Source organism: Saccharothrix sabaoui, from assembly GCF_051756985.1.
Lineage (GTDB): Bacteria > Actinomycetota > Actinomycetes > Mycobacteriales > Pseudonocardiaceae > Actinosynnema.
This window is the reverse complement of the sequence record NZ_JBPKJK010000002.1, coordinates 40,722-61,872: the sequence shown is the minus strand read 5'-3', so window position 1 is coordinate 61,872 and position 21,151 is coordinate 40,722. Positions and strand designations below refer to the sequence as shown.

Annotated in this window: 18 protein-coding genes; 11 read left to right on the top strand and 7 right to left on the bottom strand. The window is 72.1% G+C overall.

Annotated features, from left to right (window positions below; translation table 11 throughout):
- Position 1: 1 nt before the first annotated feature.
- The gene (locus ACR807_RS01045) at positions 2 to 907 is read right to left on the bottom strand and encodes a LysR family transcriptional regulator (RefSeq protein ID WP_438919240.1); all 906 of its coding nucleotides are present in this window, start codon (positions 905 to 907) and stop codon (positions 2 to 4) included.
- A 1,219-nt stretch (positions 908 to 2,126) separates the two neighbouring features.
- Here ACR807_RS01045 and tig point away from each other — a divergent pair.
- From tig to ACR807_RS01020, 5 genes are all read left to right on the top strand, one after another.
- Complete coding sequence (gene tig, locus ACR807_RS01040) at positions 2,127 to 3,512, top strand: trigger factor (protein ID WP_438919239.1); 1,386 nt, start codon at positions 2,127 to 2,129, stop codon at positions 3,510 to 3,512.
- Between the two features lie 113 nt (positions 3,513 to 3,625).
- A complete protein-coding gene (locus tag ACR807_RS01035) occupies positions 3,626 to 4,234 on the top strand; it encodes an ATP-dependent Clp protease proteolytic subunit (protein WP_438919238.1) in 609 nt (202 codons plus the stop codon).
- 29 nt (positions 4,235 to 4,263) lie between these two features.
- On the top strand, positions 4,264 to 4,890 hold the full coding sequence (locus ACR807_RS01030) for an ATP-dependent Clp protease proteolytic subunit (protein WP_015098818.1): 627 nt from the start codon (positions 4,264 to 4,266) through the stop codon (positions 4,888 to 4,890).
- Between the two features lie 208 nt (positions 4,891 to 5,098).
- Positions 5,099 to 6,379 carry an ATP-dependent Clp protease ATP-binding subunit ClpX gene (gene clpX / locus ACR807_RS01025; RefSeq protein WP_306747200.1) on the top strand — a complete coding sequence of 427 codons (1,281 nt, stop codon included), beginning with the start codon at positions 5,099 to 5,101 and terminating at the stop codon, positions 6,377 to 6,379.
- Between the two features lies 1 nt (position 6,380).
- A complete protein-coding gene (locus ACR807_RS01020; protein WP_438919237.1) occupies positions 6,381 to 6,968 on the top strand; it encodes an RBBP9/YdeN family alpha/beta hydrolase in 588 nt (195 codons plus the stop codon).
- A 39-nt stretch (positions 6,969 to 7,007) separates the two neighbouring features.
- On the opposite strand, the gene ACR807_RS01015 is transcribed toward ACR807_RS01020, so the two are convergent.
- The 4 genes from ACR807_RS01015 to fdhD all read right to left on the bottom strand — a co-directional run bounded on the left by ACR807_RS01015 (position 7,008) and on the right by fdhD (position 10,453).
- A complete protein-coding gene (locus ACR807_RS01015; RefSeq protein ID WP_438919236.1) occupies positions 7,008 to 7,451 on the bottom strand; it encodes a methyltransferase domain-containing protein in 444 nt (147 codons plus the stop codon).
- 93 nt (positions 7,452 to 7,544) lie between these two features.
- Complete coding sequence (locus tag ACR807_RS01010) at positions 7,545 to 8,411, bottom strand: alpha/beta hydrolase (RefSeq protein ID WP_438919235.1); 867 nt, start codon at positions 8,409 to 8,411, stop codon at positions 7,545 to 7,547.
- Positions 8,412 to 8,465: 54 nt separating this feature from the next.
- Positions 8,466 to 9,632 carry a CaiB/BaiF CoA transferase family protein gene (locus ACR807_RS01005; RefSeq protein WP_438919234.1) on the bottom strand — a complete coding sequence of 389 codons (1,167 nt, stop codon included), beginning with the start codon at positions 9,630 to 9,632 and terminating at the stop codon, positions 8,466 to 8,468.
- Entirely contained in the window at positions 9,629 to 10,453 is an 825-nt protein-coding gene (gene fdhD, locus ACR807_RS01000; protein ID WP_438919233.1) for a formate dehydrogenase accessory sulfurtransferase FdhD, read from the bottom strand. The genes ACR807_RS01005 and fdhD overlap by 4 nt, the downstream gene beginning before the upstream one ends.
- Positions 10,454 to 10,520: 67 nt before the next feature.
- Here fdhD and ACR807_RS00995 point away from each other — a divergent pair, with 67 nt between their 5' ends.
- From ACR807_RS00995 to ACR807_RS00985, 3 genes are read left to right on the top strand one after another with little or no spacing between them, the layout of a single operon-like run.
- Positions 10,521 to 11,831 (top strand): OFA family MFS transporter, encoded by a 1,311-nt coding sequence (locus ACR807_RS00995; protein ID WP_438919232.1) that lies wholly within the window; start codon positions 10,521 to 10,523, stop codon positions 11,829 to 11,831.
- Complete coding sequence (locus ACR807_RS00990; protein ID WP_438919231.1) at positions 11,828 to 11,935, top strand: MFS transporter small subunit; 108 nt, start codon at positions 11,828 to 11,830, stop codon at positions 11,933 to 11,935. The genes ACR807_RS00995 and ACR807_RS00990 overlap by 4 nt, the downstream gene beginning before the upstream one ends.
- Before the next feature lie 9 nt (positions 11,936 to 11,944).
- A complete protein-coding gene (locus ACR807_RS00985) occupies positions 11,945 to 13,489 on the top strand; it encodes a phytoene desaturase family protein (protein WP_438919230.1) in 1,545 nt (514 codons plus the stop codon).
- Here the strand turns inward: ACR807_RS00985 and ACR807_RS00980 are convergent.
- Positions 13,486 to 13,968, bottom strand: coding sequence for a hypothetical protein (locus ACR807_RS00980; RefSeq protein ID WP_438919229.1), 483 nt, complete (start codon positions 13,966 to 13,968; stop codon positions 13,486 to 13,488). The two genes, ACR807_RS00985 and ACR807_RS00980, sit on opposite strands and share 4 nt — an antisense overlap.
- 79 nt (positions 13,969 to 14,047) lie before the next feature.
- Entirely contained in the window at positions 14,048 to 16,342 is a 2,295-nt protein-coding gene (locus ACR807_RS00975; protein WP_438919228.1) for an FdhF/YdeP family oxidoreductase, read from the bottom strand.
- A gap of 322 nt (positions 16,343 to 16,664) precedes the next feature.
- On the opposite strand from ACR807_RS00975, the gene ACR807_RS00970 reads away from it, so the two are divergent.
- From ACR807_RS00970 to ACR807_RS00960, 3 genes are read left to right on the top strand one after another with little or no spacing between them, the layout of a single operon-like run.
- A complete protein-coding gene (locus ACR807_RS00970) occupies positions 16,665 to 19,298 on the top strand; it encodes a valine--tRNA ligase (protein ID WP_438919227.1) in 2,634 nt (877 codons plus the stop codon).
- Positions 19,295 to 20,659, top strand: coding sequence for a bifunctional tetrahydrofolate synthase/dihydrofolate synthase (folC, locus tag ACR807_RS00965; protein WP_438919226.1), 1,365 nt, complete (start codon positions 19,295 to 19,297; stop codon positions 20,657 to 20,659). The genes ACR807_RS00970 and folC overlap by 4 nt, the downstream gene beginning before the upstream one ends.
- The gene (locus ACR807_RS00960) at positions 20,656 to 21,066 is read left to right on the top strand and encodes a DUF4233 domain-containing protein (protein ID WP_438919225.1); all 411 of its coding nucleotides are present in this window, start codon (positions 20,656 to 20,658) and stop codon (positions 21,064 to 21,066) included. The genes folC and ACR807_RS00960 overlap by 4 nt, the downstream gene beginning before the upstream one ends.
- Positions 21,067 to 21,151: the final 85 nt, after the last annotated feature.

Here is a 21,151-nt window from a genome sequence, read left to right as displayed (position 1 = left end):
GCTACGCCGGAGTAGCCACCTGCTCGCTCACCACCTGGGCCGCCGCGGACACGAGGGCCGTGACGGACGGGTTGGTCGAGTTGTCCTGCCGCCACGCGAACTGGGTGTAGACCCGGAACGGCGGCACCCACGGCAGCCGGCACAGCCGACCGTCGGCGAGTTCCGCGGCGACCGTCACCTCGGGGACGAGCGAGATGCCCAGGCCCGACGTGACCGCGCGCTTGGCGGCGTCGATCGAGTCCAGCGCCAGCACCGGCGACCTGGACTCGGTGTCCTGCAGACCCAGGGCCTGCTCGAACTGCTCGTAGTAGCTCGCGCCGTTCTCGGCCCGGATGAGCGTGCTGCCGCGCAGCTCGTCCTCCGTGATCACCGAACGGCGGGTGAGGGCGTGCGTGGGGCCGGCGACCATCACCAGCGGCTCGGGGCACAGCACGGTCGTCTCCAGGCCCTCGCGCGGTTCCACGGAGCCGATGAAGAACGTGCAGTCCAGTCGCCCTTCCCGCACCGAGGACAGGTTCGCCTGGGTGTTGCGGGAGTGCAGGGAGATCTGGACGCTCGGGTACCGCCAGCACATGTACTCGATCAGCGGTAGCAGACGGTAGTCGGTCAGACTCTGCGCGCTACCGATGACCAGCTTGCCGTGCGGCTCGCCGTTCATCGTGATCGCTTTCCGCGCTTTGTCCGTCAACGTGATGATGTTGCGTGCGAACGGCAAGAGCTCGACCCCGGCGGAAGTCATCTGGATACCGCGCGGCAGTCGGCGGAACAAAGGCACTCCGAGGGTTTCTTCGAGCGCCTTGATCCGGGTTGTGATGGTGGGTTGCGAGCAATTCAGCGTGGCTGCTGCCTTGGTGAAACTGCCCGTTTGAACCACAGTTGTGAACGCCAAAAGCTGACGCGTCTCCATGGAGCTCCCCAACGGTGCGTTTAATGTGGTCCACGAGAGGCCGTTGTGCGGCGGCCTCGTGGTCTCCTGTGCGTGGCGGCGATCGACCCGGCAGCGCCGACGTGCCGACGCGGCCCGGGATCGATCAACATCGCCGCTCGACCGCGAGGGGCGTTACCCGGTAAGCCGGTGGTGCGCCCGGAACGCGCCGGGCGCCGGTCCCGCGACGGGCGCCCGCGGGTGGTCCCGGGGTGGTGTTCGGCAGCGGCGGAATGGATCTCATGGGGTCATCGGCACCTTGTCTGGTAGGTGGTTAAAGAGCTCGATGACATTGTCTCGCTCGTTCCTGTCGGTTCTCGGCGCCGGTTGCGTCCGCTGCTGACCCCCCAGAACGTCCGGCAACGAGAATTATTCCTGGCCCAACGCGCGGGTCCGGGCGTCACGCTACCTGAAACCCACACTAATGGACTACGGCGAGTGGAGTCATCTCGACGGGTGAAAGTTTTCTGTCGAACGTTGCTCCGAACGGCCTCAATTCACTCTACGTGGCGAACGTCCCTCCGGTCGCGGTTGCCGACGGTTAGTCGGTGCTGCGGCATCCGTGTTACACGAGCCTCGGACGGCTGCGCTCGGTGATGACGCGCGGACGGGGGTCGCCGGCTCCCCCGGTCCCTCGAACGGAGTAGCCGAAAGGCCCTGGGACCCGCCGGATGGCCCAACGGGTGCGTCCGAAGCGGTCAAGGGCGCCCGCGGGTGCTCCGAACGCGGTGGCGACGACTCGCCGTGGTGGCCCGCCGAAGGGGCGTCGGCGCGCCGGCACACAGGTCGACGGCTGTGGGGTACCCGCGCCCGGCCCGCCGGAGGGGCAGGTCGGGGCCCCGCCCGGCGGCGCGGCGGCCGGTCCCGCCGGCACCACCACGTGAGACGCGACCGAAGAACTCCCGAAGAACACCCGAAGCGGTTCCGCGCACGCGGCGGCCGGCGTGGAATCACGGACCCGGACCGCGGCACCGGGTGAATTCCCGCCGCGCCGCCGCGCACCGTTTTCCGGGACCGCGGGAATGCGGTCACAATGCGCGCGCGGTGCGCCCGGCGGCACGGCGCGGTCCGTTAGCGGTCCCGGACCCGGGGTGCGGGCGTCGCCGTCCCGGGCCGACCGCCTAGACTCAGGCGGAATCCCGGCGCGAACCACCGCGTCACCGGGATGTTCCGCACGTCCTGCCCCAACGAGGAGACCACGTTGAAGAGCACCGTCGAGCACCTGAGCCCGACGCGGGTCCGGATCAACGTCGAGGTGCCGTTCGACGAGCTCAAGTCGGACTTCGACCGCGCCTACCGCAAGCTGGCCAAGCAGGTCCGCATCCCCGGCTTCCGCCCCGGCAAGGCCCCCGCCCGCGTGCTGGAGAGCCGCATCGGCCGCGCGCCCGTCCTGGACGAGGTCGTCCAGGAGGCCATCCCGGCCAAGTACCTGGAGGCCGTGAACTCCGGTGAGCTGCGCACCCTGGGCCGCCCCGACTTCGAGGTGACCAAGATCGAGGACGGCGACACCCTGGCGTTCACCGCCGAGGTCGACGTCCGCCCCGAGATCGCCGTCCCGGCCTTCGGTGAGCTGACCGTCAGCGTCGACGACCAGGAGGTCACCGACGAGGACGTGGACACCCAGCTCGACGAGCTGCGCGCCCGCTTCGCCACGCTGACCGGCGTCAAGCGCCCGGCCGAGAACGGCGACTTCGTCGTGGTCGACCTGTCGGCGACCGTGGACGGCGAGGAGGTCGAGGAGGCCAAGACCACCGGCCTGTCCTACGAGATCGGCTCCGGCCAGCTCGTCGAGGGCATCGACGACGCCCTCATCGGCGCGTCCGAGGGCGAGTCGAGGAACTTCACCACCACGCTGGTCGCCGGTGACCACGCCGGCCGCGACGCCGACGTCACCGTCGTGCTGAACTCCGTCAAGGAGCGCCAGCTGCCCGAGCTGGACGACGAGTTCGCCCAGCTCGCGAGCGAGTTCGACACCCTCGACGAGCTGAAGGCCGACCTGCGCACCCGCCTCGGCCGGGTGAAGAAGATGCAGCAGGGCGTGCAGGCCCGCGACAAGGTGCTGGACGCGCTGCTGGCCAGCGTCGACGTGCCGCTGCCCGAGGCCGTCGTCAAGAGCGAGGTCGAGGCCCGCGAGCACGACGCCGTGCACGCCCTCGACCACGACGAGGCGCGCTTCGCCGAGTGGCTGGCCGAGCAGGGCCAGACCCGCGAGCAGTTCGACGCCGAGGTGCTGGAGGCGTCGCAGCAGGCCGTGAAGACCCAGCTCGTGCTGGACGCCATCGCGGACGCCGAGCAGCTCAGCGTCACCGACGGCGAGCTGACCGAGCGCATCGTCTACCAGGCCCAGCGGTTCGGCATCAGCCCGGACGAGTACGTCAAGCGGGCCCAGCAGTCCGGCCAGCTCGGCGCGATCTTCGCCGACGTGCGCCGCGGCAAGGCGCTGGCCTCGGTCGTGCGCCAGGCCACCGTCACGGACTCCGCCGGCAACGCCCTGGACCTCGACGAGCTGTTCGGCGAGCCCAAGGCCGAGGCCCGTCCCGAGGCCGCCAAGCCCGAGTCCACTGAGGAAACCGCTACCGCGGAGTGAAGCCCTGAGCGAACGCGGGCGGTGTCGGGAAGTCGACGCCGCCCGCCTTCGTTAAGGTCGTTGACACGAGACTCTTTTCGGCACAGCTAGTCGGCAAAGTTAGGCAGGCAGACGTGACGCAGCACTCTTTCCCGACGCCCGAGATGCGGTCGGCCACGGGGATGAACCTCAACGACTCGGTCTACGAGCGCCTGCTCCGCGAGCGGATCATCGTGCTGGGTTCGCAGGTCGAAGAGGGCATCGCCAACCAGATCACCGCCCAGCTCCTCCTCCTCGCCGCCGAGGACCCGGAGAAGGACATCACGCTCTACATCAACTCGCCCGGCGGCTCGGTGACCGCGGGCATGGCGATCTTCGACACGATGCAGCTGATCGAGCCGGACGTGGCCACCTACGCCATGGGCCTCGCCGCCTCGATGGGCCAGTTCCTGCTCTCCGCGGGCACCCCCGGCAAGCGGCACGCCCTCCCGCACGCCCGCATCCTCATGCACCAGCCCTCGGCGGGCGTCGGCGGCACGGCGGCCGACATCGCGATCCAGGCGGACATGCTCACCCGCACCAAGCGTGAGATGGCCGAGCTGATCGCCCAGCACACCGGCCAGCCGGTCGAGCGCATCATCGCCGACTCGGACCGCGACCGCTGGTTCACCGCCCAGGAGGCCCTCGAGTACGGCTTCGTGGACAAGGTGATCAGTCGCGCCAGCCAGGCGACGACCAACTGACCAGCGAGCACACACCAGGAGACAGTGAAGTGAGCCAGTTCCACGCGCCGCAGTCCCGGTACGTGCTCCCGTCGTTCGTCGAGCGCACCAGCTACGGCATCAAGGAGTCCAACCCGTACAACAAGCTGTTCGAGGAGCGCATCATCTTCCTCGGCGTGCAGGTGGACGACGCGTCGGCCAACGACGTGATGGCCCAGCTGCTCGTGCTGGAGTCGGAGGACCCCGACCGCGACATCCTGATGTACATCAACTCGCCGGGTGGCTCGTTCACCTCGCTGATGGCCATCTACGACACCATGCAGTTCGTCCGCCCGGACATCCAGACCTACTGCCTGGGCCAGGCGGCCTCCGCCGCCGCGGTCCTGCTGGCGGCGGGCACCCCCGGCAAGCGGCACGCGCTGCCGAACTCCCGCATCCTGATCCACCAGCCGGCCACCGAGGGCGTGTACGGCCAGGTCTCCGACCTGGAGATCCAGTCGAACGAGATCCAGCGCGTCCGCCGCCTGCTGGAGTCGACGCTGGCCAGGCACACGTCGCGGACGCCCGAGCAGGTGCGCCTCGACATCGAGCGCGACAAGATCCTCACGGCGGAGGAGGCCAGGGAGTACGGCATCGTCGACAGCGTCCTGCCCTACCGGAAGCTCTCGGCGAAGTAGCCCGCGACGAGGCCCCCGACACGCCGAGCCGACCGGGGTTCACACCCCGTCCGGGGTGTCGGGGGCACGCTGGTCCTCCCGCACAGGCGGGTAGGCCAGGTACCGTCGAGGGGAACGGGCGGACCCCGCACCCAGCGGGCTCTCGCCACACCAGCAGTCAGGCGCACCTCACCAGGTCGTGCGCCGGAGGGGACAGAGGTCAGCGGTCATGGCACGTATCGGTGACGGCGGCGACCTGCTGAAGTGCTCTTTCTGCGGCAAGAGCCAGAAGCAGGTGAAAAAACTCATCGCCGGACCGGGTGTCTACATCTGCGATGAGTGCATCGACCTCTGCAACGAGATCATCGAGGAAGAGCTCGCGGAGGCCGGCGACGTCAAGCTCGACGAGCTGCCCAAGCCCGCCGAGATCCACGAGTTCCTCGACCAGTACGTGATCGGCCAGAACGAGGCCAAGCGCACGCTCTCGGTGGCGGTCTACAACCACTACAAGCGCATCCAGGCGGGCGACCGCGGGCGCGAGGGGCGCGACGACGGCGTTGAGCTCGCCAAGTCGAACATCCTCATGCTCGGCCCGACGGGCTGCGGCAAGACCTACCTGGCCCAGACGCTCGCCAAGATGCTGAACGTGCCGTTCGCGATCGCGGACGCCACGGCGCTCACCGAGGCGGGCTACGTGGGCGAGGACGTCGAGAACATCCTGCTCAAGCTCATCCAGGCCGCGGACTACGACGTCAAGCGCGCCGAGACGGGCATCATCTACATCGACGAGGTCGACAAGATCGCTCGGAAGAGTGAAAATCCGTCGATCACGCGCGACGTCTCCGGCGAGGGCGTGCAGCAGGCGCTGCTGAAGATCCTGGAGGGCACGACCGCGTCGGTGCCCCCGCAGGGCGGGCGCAAGCACCCCCACCAGGAGTTCATCCAGATCGACACCACGAACGTGCTGTTCATCGTGGCGGGCGCGTTCGCGGGCCTGGAGAAGATCATCCAGGACCGGGTGGGCAAGCGCGGTCTGGGCTTCGGCGCCGAGGTGCGCACCAAGGCGGAGGTCGACGCGGCGGACTACTTCGCCGACTCGATGCCCGAGGACCTGATCAAGTTCGGCCTGATCCCCGAGTTCATCGGCCGCCTGCCGATGGTCGCGAGCGTCACCAACCTCGACAAGGAATCCCTGGTCAGGATTCTCACCGAGCCGAAGAACGCGCTGGTCAAGCAGTACCAGAAGCTGTTCGAGATGGACGGCGTCGAGCTGGAGTTCACCCGCACCGCCATGGAGGCCGTCGCCGACCAGGCGATCCTGCGCGGCACCGGTGCGCGTGGCCTGCGGGCGATCATGGAAGAGGTCCTGCTGCCGGTGATGTACGACATCCCGAGCCGCACGGACGTCGCCAAGGTCGTCATCACGGAGCAGACCGTGAAGGAGAACGTGAACCCGACGATCGTGGCCCGGCAGCCCTCGCGCCGGGAGCGCCGCGAGAAGTCGGCGTGAGTTGTCCCTCCCGCACGCGCTGATCCTGCACGGACTGGGTGGTTCCGGGCCGACGCACTGGCAGAACTGGCTGGCGGGCGAGCTGGCCCACCACGGTGGGGCGGCCGACCTGCCGCAGTTCACCGGCCCGGACTCCCCGCGCCTGGCGGTGTGGCTGGACGAGCTGCGCACCCACCTGGCGGCCATGCCCACGTCATCCGAACGGGTGGTCGTGGCGCATTCGCTGGCGGGGCTGCTGTGGCTGCACCACGCGGCGGGCGAGTTCGACGGGGCGCTGCGGGTCGACCGGGTCCTCCTGGTCGCCCCGCCCGCACCCGACCACGCCGGCGAGCCGCTGATCCGCGAGTTCCTGCACCCGCCGCTGGACCCGGCCGCGCTGCGCCGGGCCGCCGCGTCGACCCGCCTGGTGGTGGGCGAGGGCGACCGGTACTGCTCCCTGGAGCAGGGCAAGCGGCTGGCCGAGGCGCTGCGGGTGGACGTGGACGTCGTCGTCGGCGGCGGTCACCTGAACGCGGACTCGGGCTACGGCTCGTGGAACGCGGTGCTCAAGTGGGTCCGCAGCGACCGGGTCCCGCTGACCCCCAGGTGACGGGCCGGGTGCCCGGGACCGGGTGTCGCGGCCCGGGTGTCACGGGACGCTGACCACCACCCGGAACAGCGTGAAGACCGCCAGGAACGGTCCGGCCCCCAGTTCGGCCGGCCACCGCTCGGCCGCCACCCGGGTCAGCCGGCCCGCGGCGACCGCCCGGTGCGCGTTGCGGCTCAGCCCCAGCAGGTGGTCGGCGGTGTCGAAGTCCCGCGGCAGCGGCGCGGTGGTCTCCACCGACACGACCCGGAGGTCGGCGGCCGAGGCGAGCCGGGCCAGTTGCCGTCCCACGACCGGGTGGCGCACGACGCGGTCGCGGAGGAACCGGTTGACCGCGAGGTTCACGCTGACCGGGCCGCAGCCCACGTCGAGGACGGTGTTCGCGGGGCCGAGGTCGAGGGCGTCCAGGAGGCGCTGCTCGTAGGCGCGGCCCCCGTGCGCCACGTGGTCGAGGTAGTCGATGGGGTCGGGGAGCGTCGTCGCCATGCCCCGGGGCGACCACCGCCCCGTGCAGGCCGTGGTGGGGAAGTGCGCGGGTCCTGTGGAGGTCCGCGGGACCGGCCGCCGGCGCGGCGGCGGTCAGCGGGGTACGCGGCGGCCCAGGAAGCGCACGACGTCCGGCACGACCTTGCGGTAGAACGTGTCGTCGTGGCCGCCGGGGGTGACGGACTCCACCGCCAGCTTCGCGTTCGCCAGCAGGATCCTGGTGCCCTCGATGAACCGGTCGCGGTCGCCCACCCAGACGCCGGTGGGGGCGTCGCCGAGCTTGTCGAGGTTCTTGAGCGGGTCGAGGCGCGCCCACTGCTCGGGGTCGCGGAACGCGTTGCGCTTCGCCATCTCCTCCCAGGTGGTGATGAGGCCGGGGGAGACGGCGGCGACGGCGGCGGTCCGCTCGCGGCGCTCGGTGCGGCGGCGGCCGTAGAGCAGGGCGCCGAACCCGCCCATGGACACGCCGGTGCAGGCGAACGGGGCCCCGAAGCCGCGTTCGGCGAGCCAGACCGGGACCTCCTCCAGCAGCATGGCCATGGGGTCGTCGCCGGGGAAGTTCTCGTGCCAGTAGTTGTCGCCGCCGTCGACCGCGACGAACCCGAACGGCGGGACCGAACCCCGGCCCACGGCCGCCACCAGCACCTCGGGCAGGCCGCCGAACGCCGCGAGGCGGGCCGTGCCGTTGCGCCCGTGCAGCAGGATCGACAGGGGCAGGCCCCGCGTCGACACGCCCGGCGGGACCATCGTCAGCAGGTCGACCTCGCGGTCCCGGTAGCGGGAGCGCACCCGTTCGACGGTCACGACGGCCCGCTTCACGGCGGGCACCGGCCCGGCCACGCCCACGGCGTGCCGCAGGGCCTCGCCGAACGGCGCGTCGCCGTGCACCGCCGCCGTGACCCCCGCCGCCGCCAGCGCGCCGCCGACCGACGCGGTGAGCACCGTTCGCCTGCTGACCATGTCCCCTCCAGCGACTCCCCTTCCACCATCGCCCGGGGCGGGTGCGACGTTTCCTCAGATCGCGGAACCGGCCCGGAGGGCCTCCACCTGCTGCTCCGTGTAGCCGAGCCCGTGCAGCACGTGCTCGGTGTGCTCGCCCGGGGCGGGCACGGAACCGGGGGTCCACCCCCACGCGGAGGAGTCGACGGGTGGCCGCAGCACGGCCACCTCCCCGCCCGGCACGGTGGCGCGGGTCAGGCGGGAACGCGCGACGAGCTGCGGGTGCGCCGGCAGGTCCGCGACGCCGCGCGTGCGGGCGGCGGGCACGTCGGCGGCGTCGAGCGCGGCGATCAGGTCCTCGGCGGCCCACCCGCCGAAGTCGAGGGCCCGGTGCAGGTCCTCCCGGTGCTCGACGCGGGAGGTGACGGTGGTGAAGCGGGGGTCGTCGGCGAGGTCGGGCGCGCCCAGGACGGCGCACAGCCGCCGCCACTGCGGGTCGTTCTGCACGGCGAGGTGCACGGCGCCGTCGGCGCACGGGAACGGGCCGTAGGGGGCGATGCTGGGGTGGTGCGCGCCGGTGCGGGGCGCGGCGGCCCCGGTGCCCGCCGCGTACAGCATGGGCTGGTGCATCCACTCGGCGAGCGCCTCGAACAGCGACAGCCGCAGCGTGGCGCCCTCGCCGGTGCGGTGGCGGTGCAGCAGGGCGGCGAGCACCGCGGACTGGAGCTGCACGCCCGCCGCGATGTCGGCGGCGGAGATGCCGGCGCGGGCGGTGACCTCGCCGTCGCCGGTCAGCTCGACGAGCCCGGCCTCGGACTGCACGAGCGCGTCGAACGCCTTGCGCCCGGCGTAGGGGCCGTCCTCGCCGTAGCCGGACAGCTCGCCGACCACGAGGTCGGGCCTGGTCGCGCGCAGCGCGTCGGCGTCCACGCCCAGTCGACGCGCGGCGGCGGGCGAGAGGTTGCACAGGACCACGTCGGCCCCGGCCACGAGCCGGTCCAGCACCTCGCGCCCGTCGGGGTGCTTGAGGTCGAGGGTGATCGACTCCTTGCCGAGGTTCGTCCAGGCGAAGTAGGACGACACCTCGCCGCACGCGGTGTCGTAGTCGCGGGCGAAGTCGCCGCCGCCGGGCCGCTCGACCTTGACGACGCGGGCGCCCAGGTCGGCGAGCAGGCGGGTGGCGTAGGGGACGGCGACGGCCTGTTCGAGGCTGACCACGAGCACCCCGTCCAGGGGTCTCACGCGACGACCCGCCCGGCGCCCGAGTAGACGTTCATCGAGTCGCCGCGCAGGAACCCGATCAGGGTGACGCCCTGCTCGTCGGCCAGCTCGGCGGCCAGCGACGACGGCGCGGACACCGCGGCCAGCACCGGCACGCCCGCCATCGCGGCTTTCTGCACCAGCTCGAACGACGCCCGCCCGGACACCACGAGCACGGTCCCGGTCAGCGGCACGCGGTCGTTCAGGACGGCCCAGCCGAGGACCTTGTCGACGGCGTTGTGCCTGCCCACGTCCTCGCGCACCACCAGCGCCTCGCCCGTGGTGGTGAAGAGCCCGGCGGCGTGCAGGCCGCCGGTGGAGGCGAACACCTTCTGCCGCTCGCGCAGCGCGTCGGGCAGGCCGGCGAGCACGTCCACGTCGACGGCGCAGGTGTCGCCGGCGGGGGAGAAGCGGGTCTTGAGCCGCACCGCGTCCAGCGCGGCCTTGCCGCACACCCCGCACGAGGAGGTGGTGTAGAAGTTGCGCTCCACCCTCGCCTCGGGCGGCGCGACGCCGTCGGCGAGGGCGAGGTCGAGCACGTTGTAGGTGTTCGTCCCGTCCGGGCCGGTGCCCTCGCAGAACCGGGCGACGGCGATGTCGGACAGGCCGCCGATGACGCCCTCGCTGAGCAGGAACCCGTGCGCCAGCTCCACGTCCTTGCCGGGGGTGCGCATCGTCACGGCGAGCGCCTTGCCGTTCACGCGCAGCTCCAAGGGCTCCTCGGCGGCGAGCGAATCGATCTTCGTGCGGTGCGTTCGCCGCGCGTAGGTGACCACTGGGCGACGCACGGTTACCCGACCCATCGCGCAACTCCTTCACCAGGCTAAGTTTTTTCGCGAGCCACCAACCAGGTTACGGAGGTGTCGGGCAGTGGGTTTCCTCGACCGTTCCCGGACGATCGCCCCACCGGACTGGAACCGCTGGCTGGTCCCGCCCGCCGCGCTGTCGGTGCACCTCGCCATCGGCCAGGCGTACGCGTGGAGCGTGTTCAAGCCGCCCCTGGAGGGCGCGCTGGGCCTGACCGGCACGCAGAGCGCCCTGCCGTTCCAGCTCGGCATCGTGATGCTGGGCCTGTCGGCCGCGTTCGGCGGCACCCTGGTGGAGCGCAACGGCCCGCGCTGGGCGATGTCCGTGTCCGCGACGTGCTTCTCCTCCGGGTTCCTGATCTCGGCGCTGGGCGCGTGGACCGGGCAGTACTGGCTGGTCGTGCTCGGCTACGGGTTCGTCGGCGGCATCGGCCTGGGCATCGGCTACATCTCCCCGGTGTCGACGCTGATCAAGTGGTTCCCGGACCGGCCGGGCATGGCCACCGGCATCGCGATCATGGGGTTCGGCGGCGGCGCGCTCATCGCCTCGCCGTGGTCGGCGCAGATGCTGGAGTCCTTCGGCCGGGACGGCGACGGCATCGCGCGGGCCTTCCTGGTGCACGGCCTGGTGTACGCGGTGTTCATGTCGGTCGGCGTGCTGCTGGTGCGGGTGCCCGCCACCGTCGAGGAGAAGGCCGTGGTGCGCTCCGGGGTGAACGTGTCGGCGCGCAACGCGCTGCGGACGCCCCAGTTCTGGTGCCTGTGGGTCGTGCTGTGCTTCAACGTGACGGCGGGCATCGGCATCCTGGAGAAGGCGTCGCCGATGATCCGGGACTTCTTCGCCGGGACCCCCGCCCCGGTCGCGGCGGGCGCGGCGGCCGGGTTCGTGGCGCTGCTGTCGCTCGCGAACATGGTCGGCCGGATCACGTGGTCGTCCACCTCGGACCTGGTGGGCCGCAAGAACGTCTACCGCCTGTACCTGGGCGCCGGCGCGCTGACCTACCTGGTGCTGGCGCTGGCGGGCGACGCGTCGAAGCTGCTGTTCGTGGTGTGCGCGATGCTGATCCTGTCGTTCTACGGCGGCGGGTTCGCCACCGTCCCGGCCTACCTCAAGGACCTGTTCGGCACCTACCAGGTGGGCGCGATCCACGGCCGGCTGCTCACCGCGTGGTCGCTCGCGGGCGTGCTGGGGCCGCTGATCGTCAACGCCATCGCCGACGGCCAGAAGGCGGCGGGCAAGTCCGGGCCCGACCTCTACACCACGTCGCTGTTCATCATGATGGGGCTGCTCGTGGTCGGGTTCGTCGCGAACGAGCTGGTCAAACCGGTCGCGTCGAAGTACCACGAGCCCGAGCCGGAAGGGGTGGCGCGGTGAACCGGGGCGCACTGGTCGTGTTCGCCTGGCTGTGGGTGGGCGTGCCGCTGGCCTACGGGCTGGTCGAGCTGATCCGCAAGGTCACGGCCCTGTTCACCGGCTAGGTTCTGCCGGTGGACTCCTACGACGTGGTGGTGGTGGGCGGCGGGCACAACGCGCTGGTGGCCGCGGCCTACCTGGCGCGCGCCGGCCGTTCGGTGCTGGTGCTGGAGAAGCTCGGGCACGTGGGCGGCGCGGCGGTCAGCGAGCGGGCGTTCCCGGGCGTGGGCGCGCGGCTGTCGCGCTACTCGTACCTGGTGAGCCTGCTGCCGGACCGGGTCGTGGCCGACCTGGGGTTGCGGCTGGAGTTGCGGTCGCGGGCGTCGTCGTCCTACACGCCCGCCGGCGACCTGCTCGTCGAGCGCGAGCCGGGCGCGGCGACGGCCGCCTCGTTCCGGGCGCTGACCGGGTCGGACGCCGAGTACGACCGGTGGCGCCGCTGGTACGGCGACCTGGAGGTGCTGGCCGGGGCGCTGGCCCCGACGATGCTGGAGCCCCTGCCGTCCCGCGAGCGGGCCCGCCTGCGGGCGGCCCCGGTGGCGCGGGTGTGGGACCAGGTCGTGGAGCGGCCCCTGGGGGAGGCCCTGGAGGAGCTGTTCGCGCACGACGTGGTGCGCGGCGTGGTCGCCACGGACGGCCTGATCGGCACGCACGCGTCCCTGCTCGACCCGGCCGCCAACCGGTGCTTCCTCTACCACGTGATCGGCAACGGCTCGGGCGAGTGGCGGGTGCCGGTCGGCGGCATGGGCGCGGTGACCGCCGAGCTGGAACGGGTGGCGCGCGAGGCCGGCGCGGAGATCGTGACCGGCGCCGAGGTCTCCGGGGTGGACGCCGACGGCCGCACCGCCGAGGTCCGGTTCGACGGGCGCGCGGTGGGCGCGCGGTTCGTGCTGTCCGGCGCCGCCCCGTCCACCCTGGACCGGTTGCGCGGCCGCGCGCCGCGGGCGGTGGCCGAGGGCTGCCAGGTCAAGGTGAACATGCTGCTGGAGCGGCTGCCGCGGTTCCGCTCCGGCGTCGACCCGCGGGTGGCGTTCGCGGGCACGCTGCACCTCGACGAGTCGTACGCGCAGCTGGAGGCGGCCTACCGGGAGAGCGCGGCCGGCGCGGTGCCGTCGGTGCTGCCGGCGGAGATGTACTGCCACACGCTGACCGACCCGTCGATCCTCGCGCCGGACCTGGCCGCGCGGGGCTTCCACACGTTGACGCTGTTCGGCCTGCACACCCCGGCGGCGCTGTTCGAGGCCGACAACGACCGGCTGCGCGACGAGCTGGTGGGCCGCTACCTGCGGGCGCTGGACGCGGTGCTGGAGGAGCCGATCGCGGACTGCCTGGCCACCGACGCCGAGGGCCGGCCGTGCCTGGAGGCCCGCACGCCGCTCGACCTGGAGGCCGAGATCGGCCTGCCGCGCGGCAACATCTTCCACGACGCGCTGGCGTGGCCGTTCGCCGAGACCGAGGACGAGGTCGGCCGCTGGGGCGTGGAGACCGACGTGGCGAACCTGTTCGTGTGCGGGGCGGGGGCGCGGCGCGGCGGCGGGGTCAGCGGCATCGGCGGGCACAACGCCGCGATGGCCGTCCTGGAGGCCGACCGGGCGGGTCGGTCCGGTCGGGCCGGTTAGAGCCGCCGGAACAGCTCGGCGACGAGCCCCGCGGCCCGCTCGGCGGTCGCGGCGGAGGTCACGGTGATCTCCACCGCCCCCCGCCGTGCCGCCACGAGCGTCTGCACGACCTCGCCGCGGGTGGTCGTGGCGCGGTACGCCTCGTCGTGCAGGCCGGGCACGTCCTCGACGTGCCGCTGCTCGGCCCGGCCCCTCGCGAACGACTCCGCGTCGGCGTCGGTGCGGTACCGAACCACCGCGCCGCCCGCGTCGTAGGTGCAGGTCACGACGCTGCCGTCGATGGCCTGCCGGGAGTGCTGCAACCGCAGCGCCAACGCCGGGCCGACCACGTCCTGCGGCGCGTCGTCGCAGTTCACGCCCGCCGAGTCGGTGGCGGTGGTGGACGGCGCGACCTGCGCGGTGGGCGCGGGCTCCTCGGACGTGCAGGCCGCGAGGGCGAGCAGCGCGGTGGCGGCGACGAGCGCGGTCCTGGCGGTCACGTGGGTGTGTTCGCCCGAACGGCCGCGGTCGTTACCGGCGGCGCCACCGCGGCCCGCCGGGCGCCGGGGTGAACCGCCCTCAGTCGTCGAGCGCCACCAGCCGCACCACGATCGACTTCGACGTCGGCGTGCCGGACACGTCGGCCGTGGAGTCCAGCGGCACCAGGGCGTTCGCCTCGGGGAAGTACGCCGCCGCGCACCCGCGCGCCGTCGGGTAGGACACCACGCGGAACCGCTCGGCGCGCCGTTCCACGACCCCCGTCGGGTCGTCCGGCCACTCGCCGACCAGGTCCACGTGCCGCCCGTCGCGCAGGCCCAGCTCCGCGAGGTCGTCCGGGTTGACGAACACCACGCGCCGCCCGTCCTTCACGCCCCGGTAGCGGTCGTCCAGGCCGTAGATGGTGGTGTTGTACTGGTCGTGGCTGCGCAGGGTCTGGAGCAGCAGCCTGCCCGGCGGCACCTCCAGCACGGTCAGCTCGTTCGCCGAGAACTGCGCCTTGCCGGTGCGGGTGCCGGTGAACTCGCGGGCGTCGCGCGGCGCGTGCGGCAGCACGAACCCGTCCGGCCGCCGCACCCGCTCGTTGTAGTCCCGGCAGCCCGGCACGACGCGCGCGATCCGGTCGCGGACGACGTCGTAGTCCTTCTCGAACTCCTCCCACGGCACCGGGTGCCCCGGCCCCAGCACCGCCCGCGCCAGGCGGCACACGATCGACACCTCCGACAGCAGCCGGTCGCTCGCGGGCGCGAGCCTGCCCCGGGAGCGGTGCACCACGGACATCGAGTCCTCGACGGTGACGAACTGCTCGCCGCCGTGCTGGAGGTCGCTCTCCGTGCGGCCGAGCGTGGGCAGGATCAACGCGGTGCGGCCGTGCACCACGTGCGACCGGTTGAGCTTGGTCGACACGTGCGCGGTCAGGTCCAGCCCGCGCAGCGCCGCCCCGGTCACCGCCGTGTCGGGGGTGGCGGAGGCGAAGTTGCCGCCCACGGCGAAGAACACCCGGGCCCGGCCGTCGCGCATGGCCCGGATCGAGTCCACCGTGTCGAACCCGTGCTCGCGCGGCACGGTGATGCCGAACTCCGCCTCCAACGCCGACAGGAACCGCTCCGGCATCTTCTCCCAGATGCCCATGGTGCGGTCGCCCTGCACGTTGGAGTGGCCGCGCACCGGGCACAGGCCCGCGCCGGGCTTGCCGATCATGCCGCGCAGCAGCGCCACGTTCGCGATCTCGCGGATCGTCGCCACCGCGTGCCGGTGCTGGGTCAGCCCCATCGCCCAGCAGAAGATCGTGCGCCGGGACCCGGCGAGCAGCCGCGCGAACCCCTCCACCTGCGCGCGGGGCAGGCCCGTGGCCCGGTCGACGGCGTCCCAGTCGAGGTCCCGCACGCTCGCGGCGTAGGCGTCGAACCCGTCGGTGTGCGCCTCGACGAACTCGCGGTCCACCGCGTCCCACGACAGCAGCAGGGTGCCCGCCGCCTGGAACAGCGCCTGGTCGCCGCCCAGCCTGATCTGGAGGAACTCGTCGGCGAGCTGCGTGCCGGGGCCCACGACGCCGCGCGCGTTCTGCGGGTTCTTGAACCGCAGCAGCCCCGCCTCGGGCAGCGGGTTCACCGCCACGACCTTCGCGCCGGCGCGCTTCGCGTCCTCCAGCGCCGACAGCATCCGCGGGTGGTTCGTGCCCGGGTTCTGCCCCACCACCACGACCAGGTCCGCGCGGGCGAAGTCGTCGATGCCCACCGAGCCCTTGCCGATGCCCGTGGTCTCCGACAGCGCCGCGCCCGACGACTCGTGGCACATGTTCGAGCAGTCCGGCAGGTTGTTCGTGCCGAACGAGCGCACCAGCAGCTGGTAGAGGAACGCGGCCTCGTTGCTGGTGCGGCCCGAGGTGTAGAACACGGCCTCGTGCGGGCTCGCCAGCCCGTTCAGGTGCTCCGCGACCAGCGCGAACGCGTCCTGCCACTCGATCGGCTCGTAGTGCGTCGCCCCCTCGCGCAGCACGAACGGCTCGGTGATCCGACCCTGCCGGCCCAGCCAGTAGTCGGTCTTCCCGGCCAGCTCGGACACCGGGTGCGCGGCGAAGAACTCCCGCCCGACGCGGCGGCGCGTCGCCTCCTCCGCCACCGCCTTCGCGCCGTTCTCGCAGAACTCGGCCAGCCTGCGGTGACCCTGCGGCTCCGGCCACGCGCACCCCGGGCAGTCGAAGCCCTCCCGCTGGTTGAGCAGCCGCAGGGTGGTCGCGGTGCGCACGACGCCCATCTGCTCGACGCCGCGCTTGAGCGACACCGCCACGCCCGGCACGCCCGCCGCCCAGCGCTTCGGCCCGGTCACGTCGACCCGCGACTCGTCGATGTCCTGCTGAGGTGGCCTGCGCTCCATGTCCCCCATTGTGGCCCCCGTGGGGCGCGGGGAACCCGTTCGTGCCGCCGGCGCACCCCGCGCGAGCGCGCCGGCGGTCCTCCCGATCGACCGCTCGCCGAAGGGCGACGCGGGACCGCTGTCACGGGCCGCAAGGGGTTGCACCGACCCGTGAATCCGGCGTCCTCACCTGCGACGAGCCGGTGATCAACGTTAATTGTGAGCGGCGCCACACTGCCGCGAATCGCCCGAACGGGTGACCCCGGTCTCGGTGCCCGCCGCTCCGGCGCGCTACCAGGTATCTGATTAGAAGTCGATACCCGCGCCTCCGTAGACTTCGAGCGTGACTGAGACCCCCACCGCACCCCAGCGAACCGAACTCCCGCCGGCCTGGAACCCGGCCGAGGTAGAGGCCGGGCTGTACGAGCGGTGGGTCGAGCGCGGCTACTTCACGGCCGACGCCGGCAGCGACAAGCCGCCGTTCTCCATCGTCCTGCCGCCGCCCAACGTCAACGGCAGCCTCCACATGGGCCACGCCCTCAACCACAGCATCATGGACGCCCTCAGCCGCCGCCGGCGCATGCAGGGCTACGAGGTGCTGTGGCTGCCCGGCACCGACCACGCGGGCATCGCCACCCAGACCGCCGTCGAACGCGCCCTCGCCGGCGAGGGCAAGTCCCGCCACGACGTCGGCCGCGAGAAGTTCCTCGAACGCGTCTGGGAGTGGCGCGAGGAGGTCGGCGGGCGCATCCTCGCCCAGATGCGCCGCCTCGGCGACGGCGTCGACTGGAGCCGCACCCGCTTCACCATGGACGAGGGCCTCTCCCAGGCCGTCCAGACCATCTTCAAGAAGCTCTTCGACGACGGCCTCATCTACCGCGCCGAACGCATCATCAACTGGTGCCCGCGCTGCCGCACCGCGCTCTCCGACATCGAGGTCGACCACTCCGAGGACGACGGCGAACTCGTCTCCATCCGCTACGGCGCCGGCGAGCGCTCCATCGTCGTCGCCACCACCCGCGCCGAGACCATGCTCGGCGACACCGCCGTGGCCGTCCACCCCGACGACGAGCGCTACCGGCACCTCATCGGCACCGAGGTCGAGGTCCCCCTCACCGGCCGCTACGTGCCCGTCGTCGCCGACGAGCACGTCGACCCCAAGTTCGGCACCGGCGCCGTCAAGGTCACCCCCGCCCACGACCCCAACGACTTCGAGATCGGCCAGCGCCACGGCCTGCCCGCCCTCACCGTCATGGACGGCCGCGGCAACATCACCGCCAAGGGCCCCTTCGAGGGCCTCGACCGGTTCGAAGCGCGCCCCGCCGTCGTCGCCGCCCTGCGCGAACAAGGCCGCATCGTCGCCGAGAAGCGCCCCTACCGGCACTCCGTCGGCCACTGCTCGCGCTGCGACACCGTCATCGAACCCCGCCTGTCCATGCAGTGGTGGGTCAAGGTCGCGCCCCTCGCCGAAGCCGCCGCCGGCGCCGTCCGCGACGGCCGCACCACCATCCACCCGCCCGAGCTGGCCAAGCGCTACTTCGACTGGGTCGACAACCTCAACGACTGGTGCATCTCCCGCCAGCTCTGGTGGGGCCACCGCATCCCCGTCTGGTACGGCCCCGACGACCAGGTCGTCTGCGTCGGCCCCGACGAGCAGCCCCCCACCGGCGACGGCTGGCACCAGGACGAGGACGTCCTCGACACCTGGTTCTCCTCCGGCCTGTGGCCCTTCTCCACCCTCGGCTGGCCCGCGTCCGCCGACGACCTCGCGAAGTTCTACCCCACCAGCGTCCTGTCCACCGGCTACGACATCCTGTTCTTCTGGGTCGTCCGGATGATGATGTTCGGCCTCTACGCCATGGACGGCGTCCAGCCGTTCGACCACGTCTTCCTGCACGGCCTCATCCGCGACCAGCACGGCAAGAAGATGTCCAAGTCCCGCGGCAACGGCATCGACCCGCTCGACTGGATGGACTCCTACGGCGCCGACGCCACCCGCTTCACCCTGCTCCGCGGCGCCAACCCCGGCTCCGACCTCGCCATCGCCGAGGAATGGGCCGCAGGCTCCCGCAACTTCACCACCAAGCTGTGGAACGCCTCCCGGTTCGCCCTCAACAACGGCGCCACCGTCGCCCGCCCCGTGCCGCCCCGCGACCAGCTCACCGACGCCGACCGCTGGATCCTCGACCTCCTCGACCAGCTCGTCACCGACGTCGACGGCCAGTTCGAGTCCTTCCAGTTCGCCAAGCTCAGCGAAGCCCTCTACCACTTCACGTGGGACGAGTTCTGCGACTGGTACCTCGAACTCGCCAAGGTCCAGCTCGCCGAGGGCGGCGCCCGCGCCGAAGCCACCCAGGCCGTCCTCGGCCACGTGCTGGAAGTCGTGCTGCGGCTCCTCCACCCCCTCACGCCGTTCATCACCGAAACCCTCTGGACCACCCTCACCGGCCGCGAGTCCGTCGTGGTCGCCGACTGGCCCACCCCCACCGGCACCCCCCGCGACGAGATCGCCGCCCAACGCGTCGAAGGCCTCAAGAAACTCGTCACCGAGATCCGCCGCTTCCGCTCCGACCAGGGCCTCAAGCCCGCCCAGAAGGTCGCCGGCAAGGTCCGCGGCGCGTGCTGCGTCGACCTCGTCGACCAGGTCCCCGCCGTCCGCGCCCTCACCCGCATGACCGAACCCGAGGACGGCTTCAACGCCTCCGCCTCCCTCGACGTCGGCCTGCCCAAGGGCACCGTCAAGGTCGAACTCGACCTCTCCGGCGCCATCGACGTCGTCGCCGAGCGCAAGCGCCTCGCCAAGGACCTCGGCGTCGCCGAGAAGGAACGCGCCCAGTGCGAGGGCAAGCTCAACAACGCCGCGTTCCTCGACAAGGCACCCGCCGACGTCGTCGCCAAGATCCAGGCCCGACTCGCCGCCGCCAACGCCGAGATCGACCGCATCCACGCCCGCCTCGACACCCTCCCCCAGGCATGAGCGGCTTCGACGCGTCCGCGCTGGACGACCTCCGCCAAGCCGAGGCGGAGCTCGACACCCGCTGGCCCGAGACCAAGCTCGAACCCAGCCTCGACCGCATCCAGGCGCTCGCCGACCTCCTCGGCGACCCCCAGCGCGGCTACCCCGTCGTGCACATCGGCGGCACCAACGGCAAGACCTCCACCTCCCGGATGGTCGACGCCCTCTTCACCCGCATCGGCCTGCGCACCGGCCGCTACACCAGCCCCCACCTCCAGCTGGCCACCGAGCGCATCTCCGTCGACGGCGCGCCCATCAGCCCCGAGCGCTACGTCGAGGTCTACCGCGACGTCGAGCCCTACATCTCCCTCGTCGACGCCCGCGGCGACATCCCCATGAGCAAGTTCGAGGTGCTCACCGGCATGGCGTTCGCCGCGTTCGCCGACGCGCCCGTCGACGTCGCCGTCGTCGAGGTCGGCATGGGCGGCTCCTGGGACGCCACCAACATCGCCGACGGCCGCATCGCCGTCATCACGCCCATCGGCCTCGACCACGTCGAGTACCTCGGCGGCGACCTCGCCGGCATCGCCGAGGAGAAGGCCGGGATCATCAAACCCGGCGCCGTCGCCCTGCTCGCCGAGCAGGACCCCGCCGTCGAACAGGTCCTGCTGCGCCGCATCGCCGAGGTCGACGCCACCGTCGCCCGCCTCGGCTCCGAGTTCGGCGTCCTCCGGCGCGACATCGCCGTCGGCGGCCAGGTGCTGAGCCTGCAAGGGCTCGGCGGCGTCTACGACGACGTCTTCCTCCCCCTGCACGGCGCCCACCAGGCCGCCAACGCCGTGCTCGCCCTCGCCGCCGTCGAAGCCTTCTTCGGCGCCGGGGCCGGCCGGCAGATCGACGTGGAAGCCGTGCGCGAGGCGTTCGCCGGCGTCGCCTCCCCGGGCCGCCTCGAACGCGTCCGCACCGCACCCACCGTCCTCGTCGACGCCGCCCACAACCCGCACGGCGCCGAAGCGCTCGCCAAGGCCCTCGACGAGGAGTTCGGCTTCCGCAAGCTCGTCGCCGTCGTCGGCGTCATGGACGACAAGGACGCCGTGGGCATCCTCTCGGCGCTCGAACCGGTCGTGAACGAGGTCGTCCTCACCGCCAACTCCTCACCCCGGGCCATGGACCCCGACCTGCTCGCGGGCATCGCCATCCCGATCTTCGGCGAGGACCGCATGGTCGTCCAACCGCACCTCGTGGACGCCGTCGAGGAAGCCGTGCGGCTGGCCGAGGAAACCGACGACGGCGACATCGCCTCCGGCGGCGGCGTCATCGTCACCGGCTCGGTGGTCACCGCGGGCGAAGCCCGCGCCCTCTTCGGCAAGGAGCCCTCGTGACAGACCCGGCCGCCACCCCGGTCCCGGCGCCGAAGAAGGACCCCATGAAGTCCTTCCGGGGCATCATGGCCGGGACGCTCATCCTGGAGGCCATCGTCGTCGCCCTGGCGCTGCCCGTGGTGGCGAAACTGGGCGGCGGCATCGGCACGGGAACCGGCTACCTCGTGCTCGGCCTGATCGTCGCGTTCATCGCCACCTGCGGCATCCTCAAGCGCGGGTGGACGGTGTACGTGATCGTCGCCCTGCACGTGGTGATGATCGCGTCGTGGTTCGCGCTGACCGCGCTGGGCGGGATCGGCATCGTCTTCTCGCTGGTGTGGGCCTACCTGCTGTGGCTGCGGCACGACGTGGCGAAGCGCATGGCGGAAGGCCGCCTGCCCAGCCAGCAGCAGCCAGGTCGCCAGTAGCGACGCCGGTAACAGCAGTCAGGCGGCAGTGGGCCCGGCAGCGCCCGCCCGGCAACCCGCCCTCAGCCGACCGGCTGGCCCACCT

Coding starts and splice junctions, on each gene's coding strand:
- ACR807_RS01045 (WP_438919240.1), bottom strand. CDS start 907: ATGGAGACGCGTCAGCTTTTGGCGTTCACAACTGTGGTTCAAACGGGC.
- clpX (WP_306747200.1), top strand. CDS start 5,099: ATGGCACGTATCGGTGACGGCGGCGACCTGCTGAAGTGCTCTTTCTGC.
- ACR807_RS01015 (WP_438919236.1), bottom strand. CDS start 7,451: ATGGCGACGACGCTCCCCGACCCCATCGACTACCTCGACCACGTGGCG.
- ACR807_RS01010 (WP_438919235.1), bottom strand. CDS start 8,411: ATGGTCAGCAGGCGAACGGTGCTCACCGCGTCGGTCGGCGGCGCGCTG.
- fdhD (WP_438919233.1), bottom strand. CDS start 10,453: ATGGGTCGGGTAACCGTGCGTCGCCCAGTGGTCACCTACGCGCGGCGA.
- ACR807_RS00975 (WP_438919228.1), bottom strand. CDS start 16,342: ATGGAGCGCAGGCCACCTCAGCAGGACATCGACGAGTCGCGGGTCGAC.
- folC (WP_438919226.1), top strand. CDS start 19,295: ATGAGCGGCTTCGACGCGTCCGCGCTGGACGACCTCCGCCAAGCCGAG.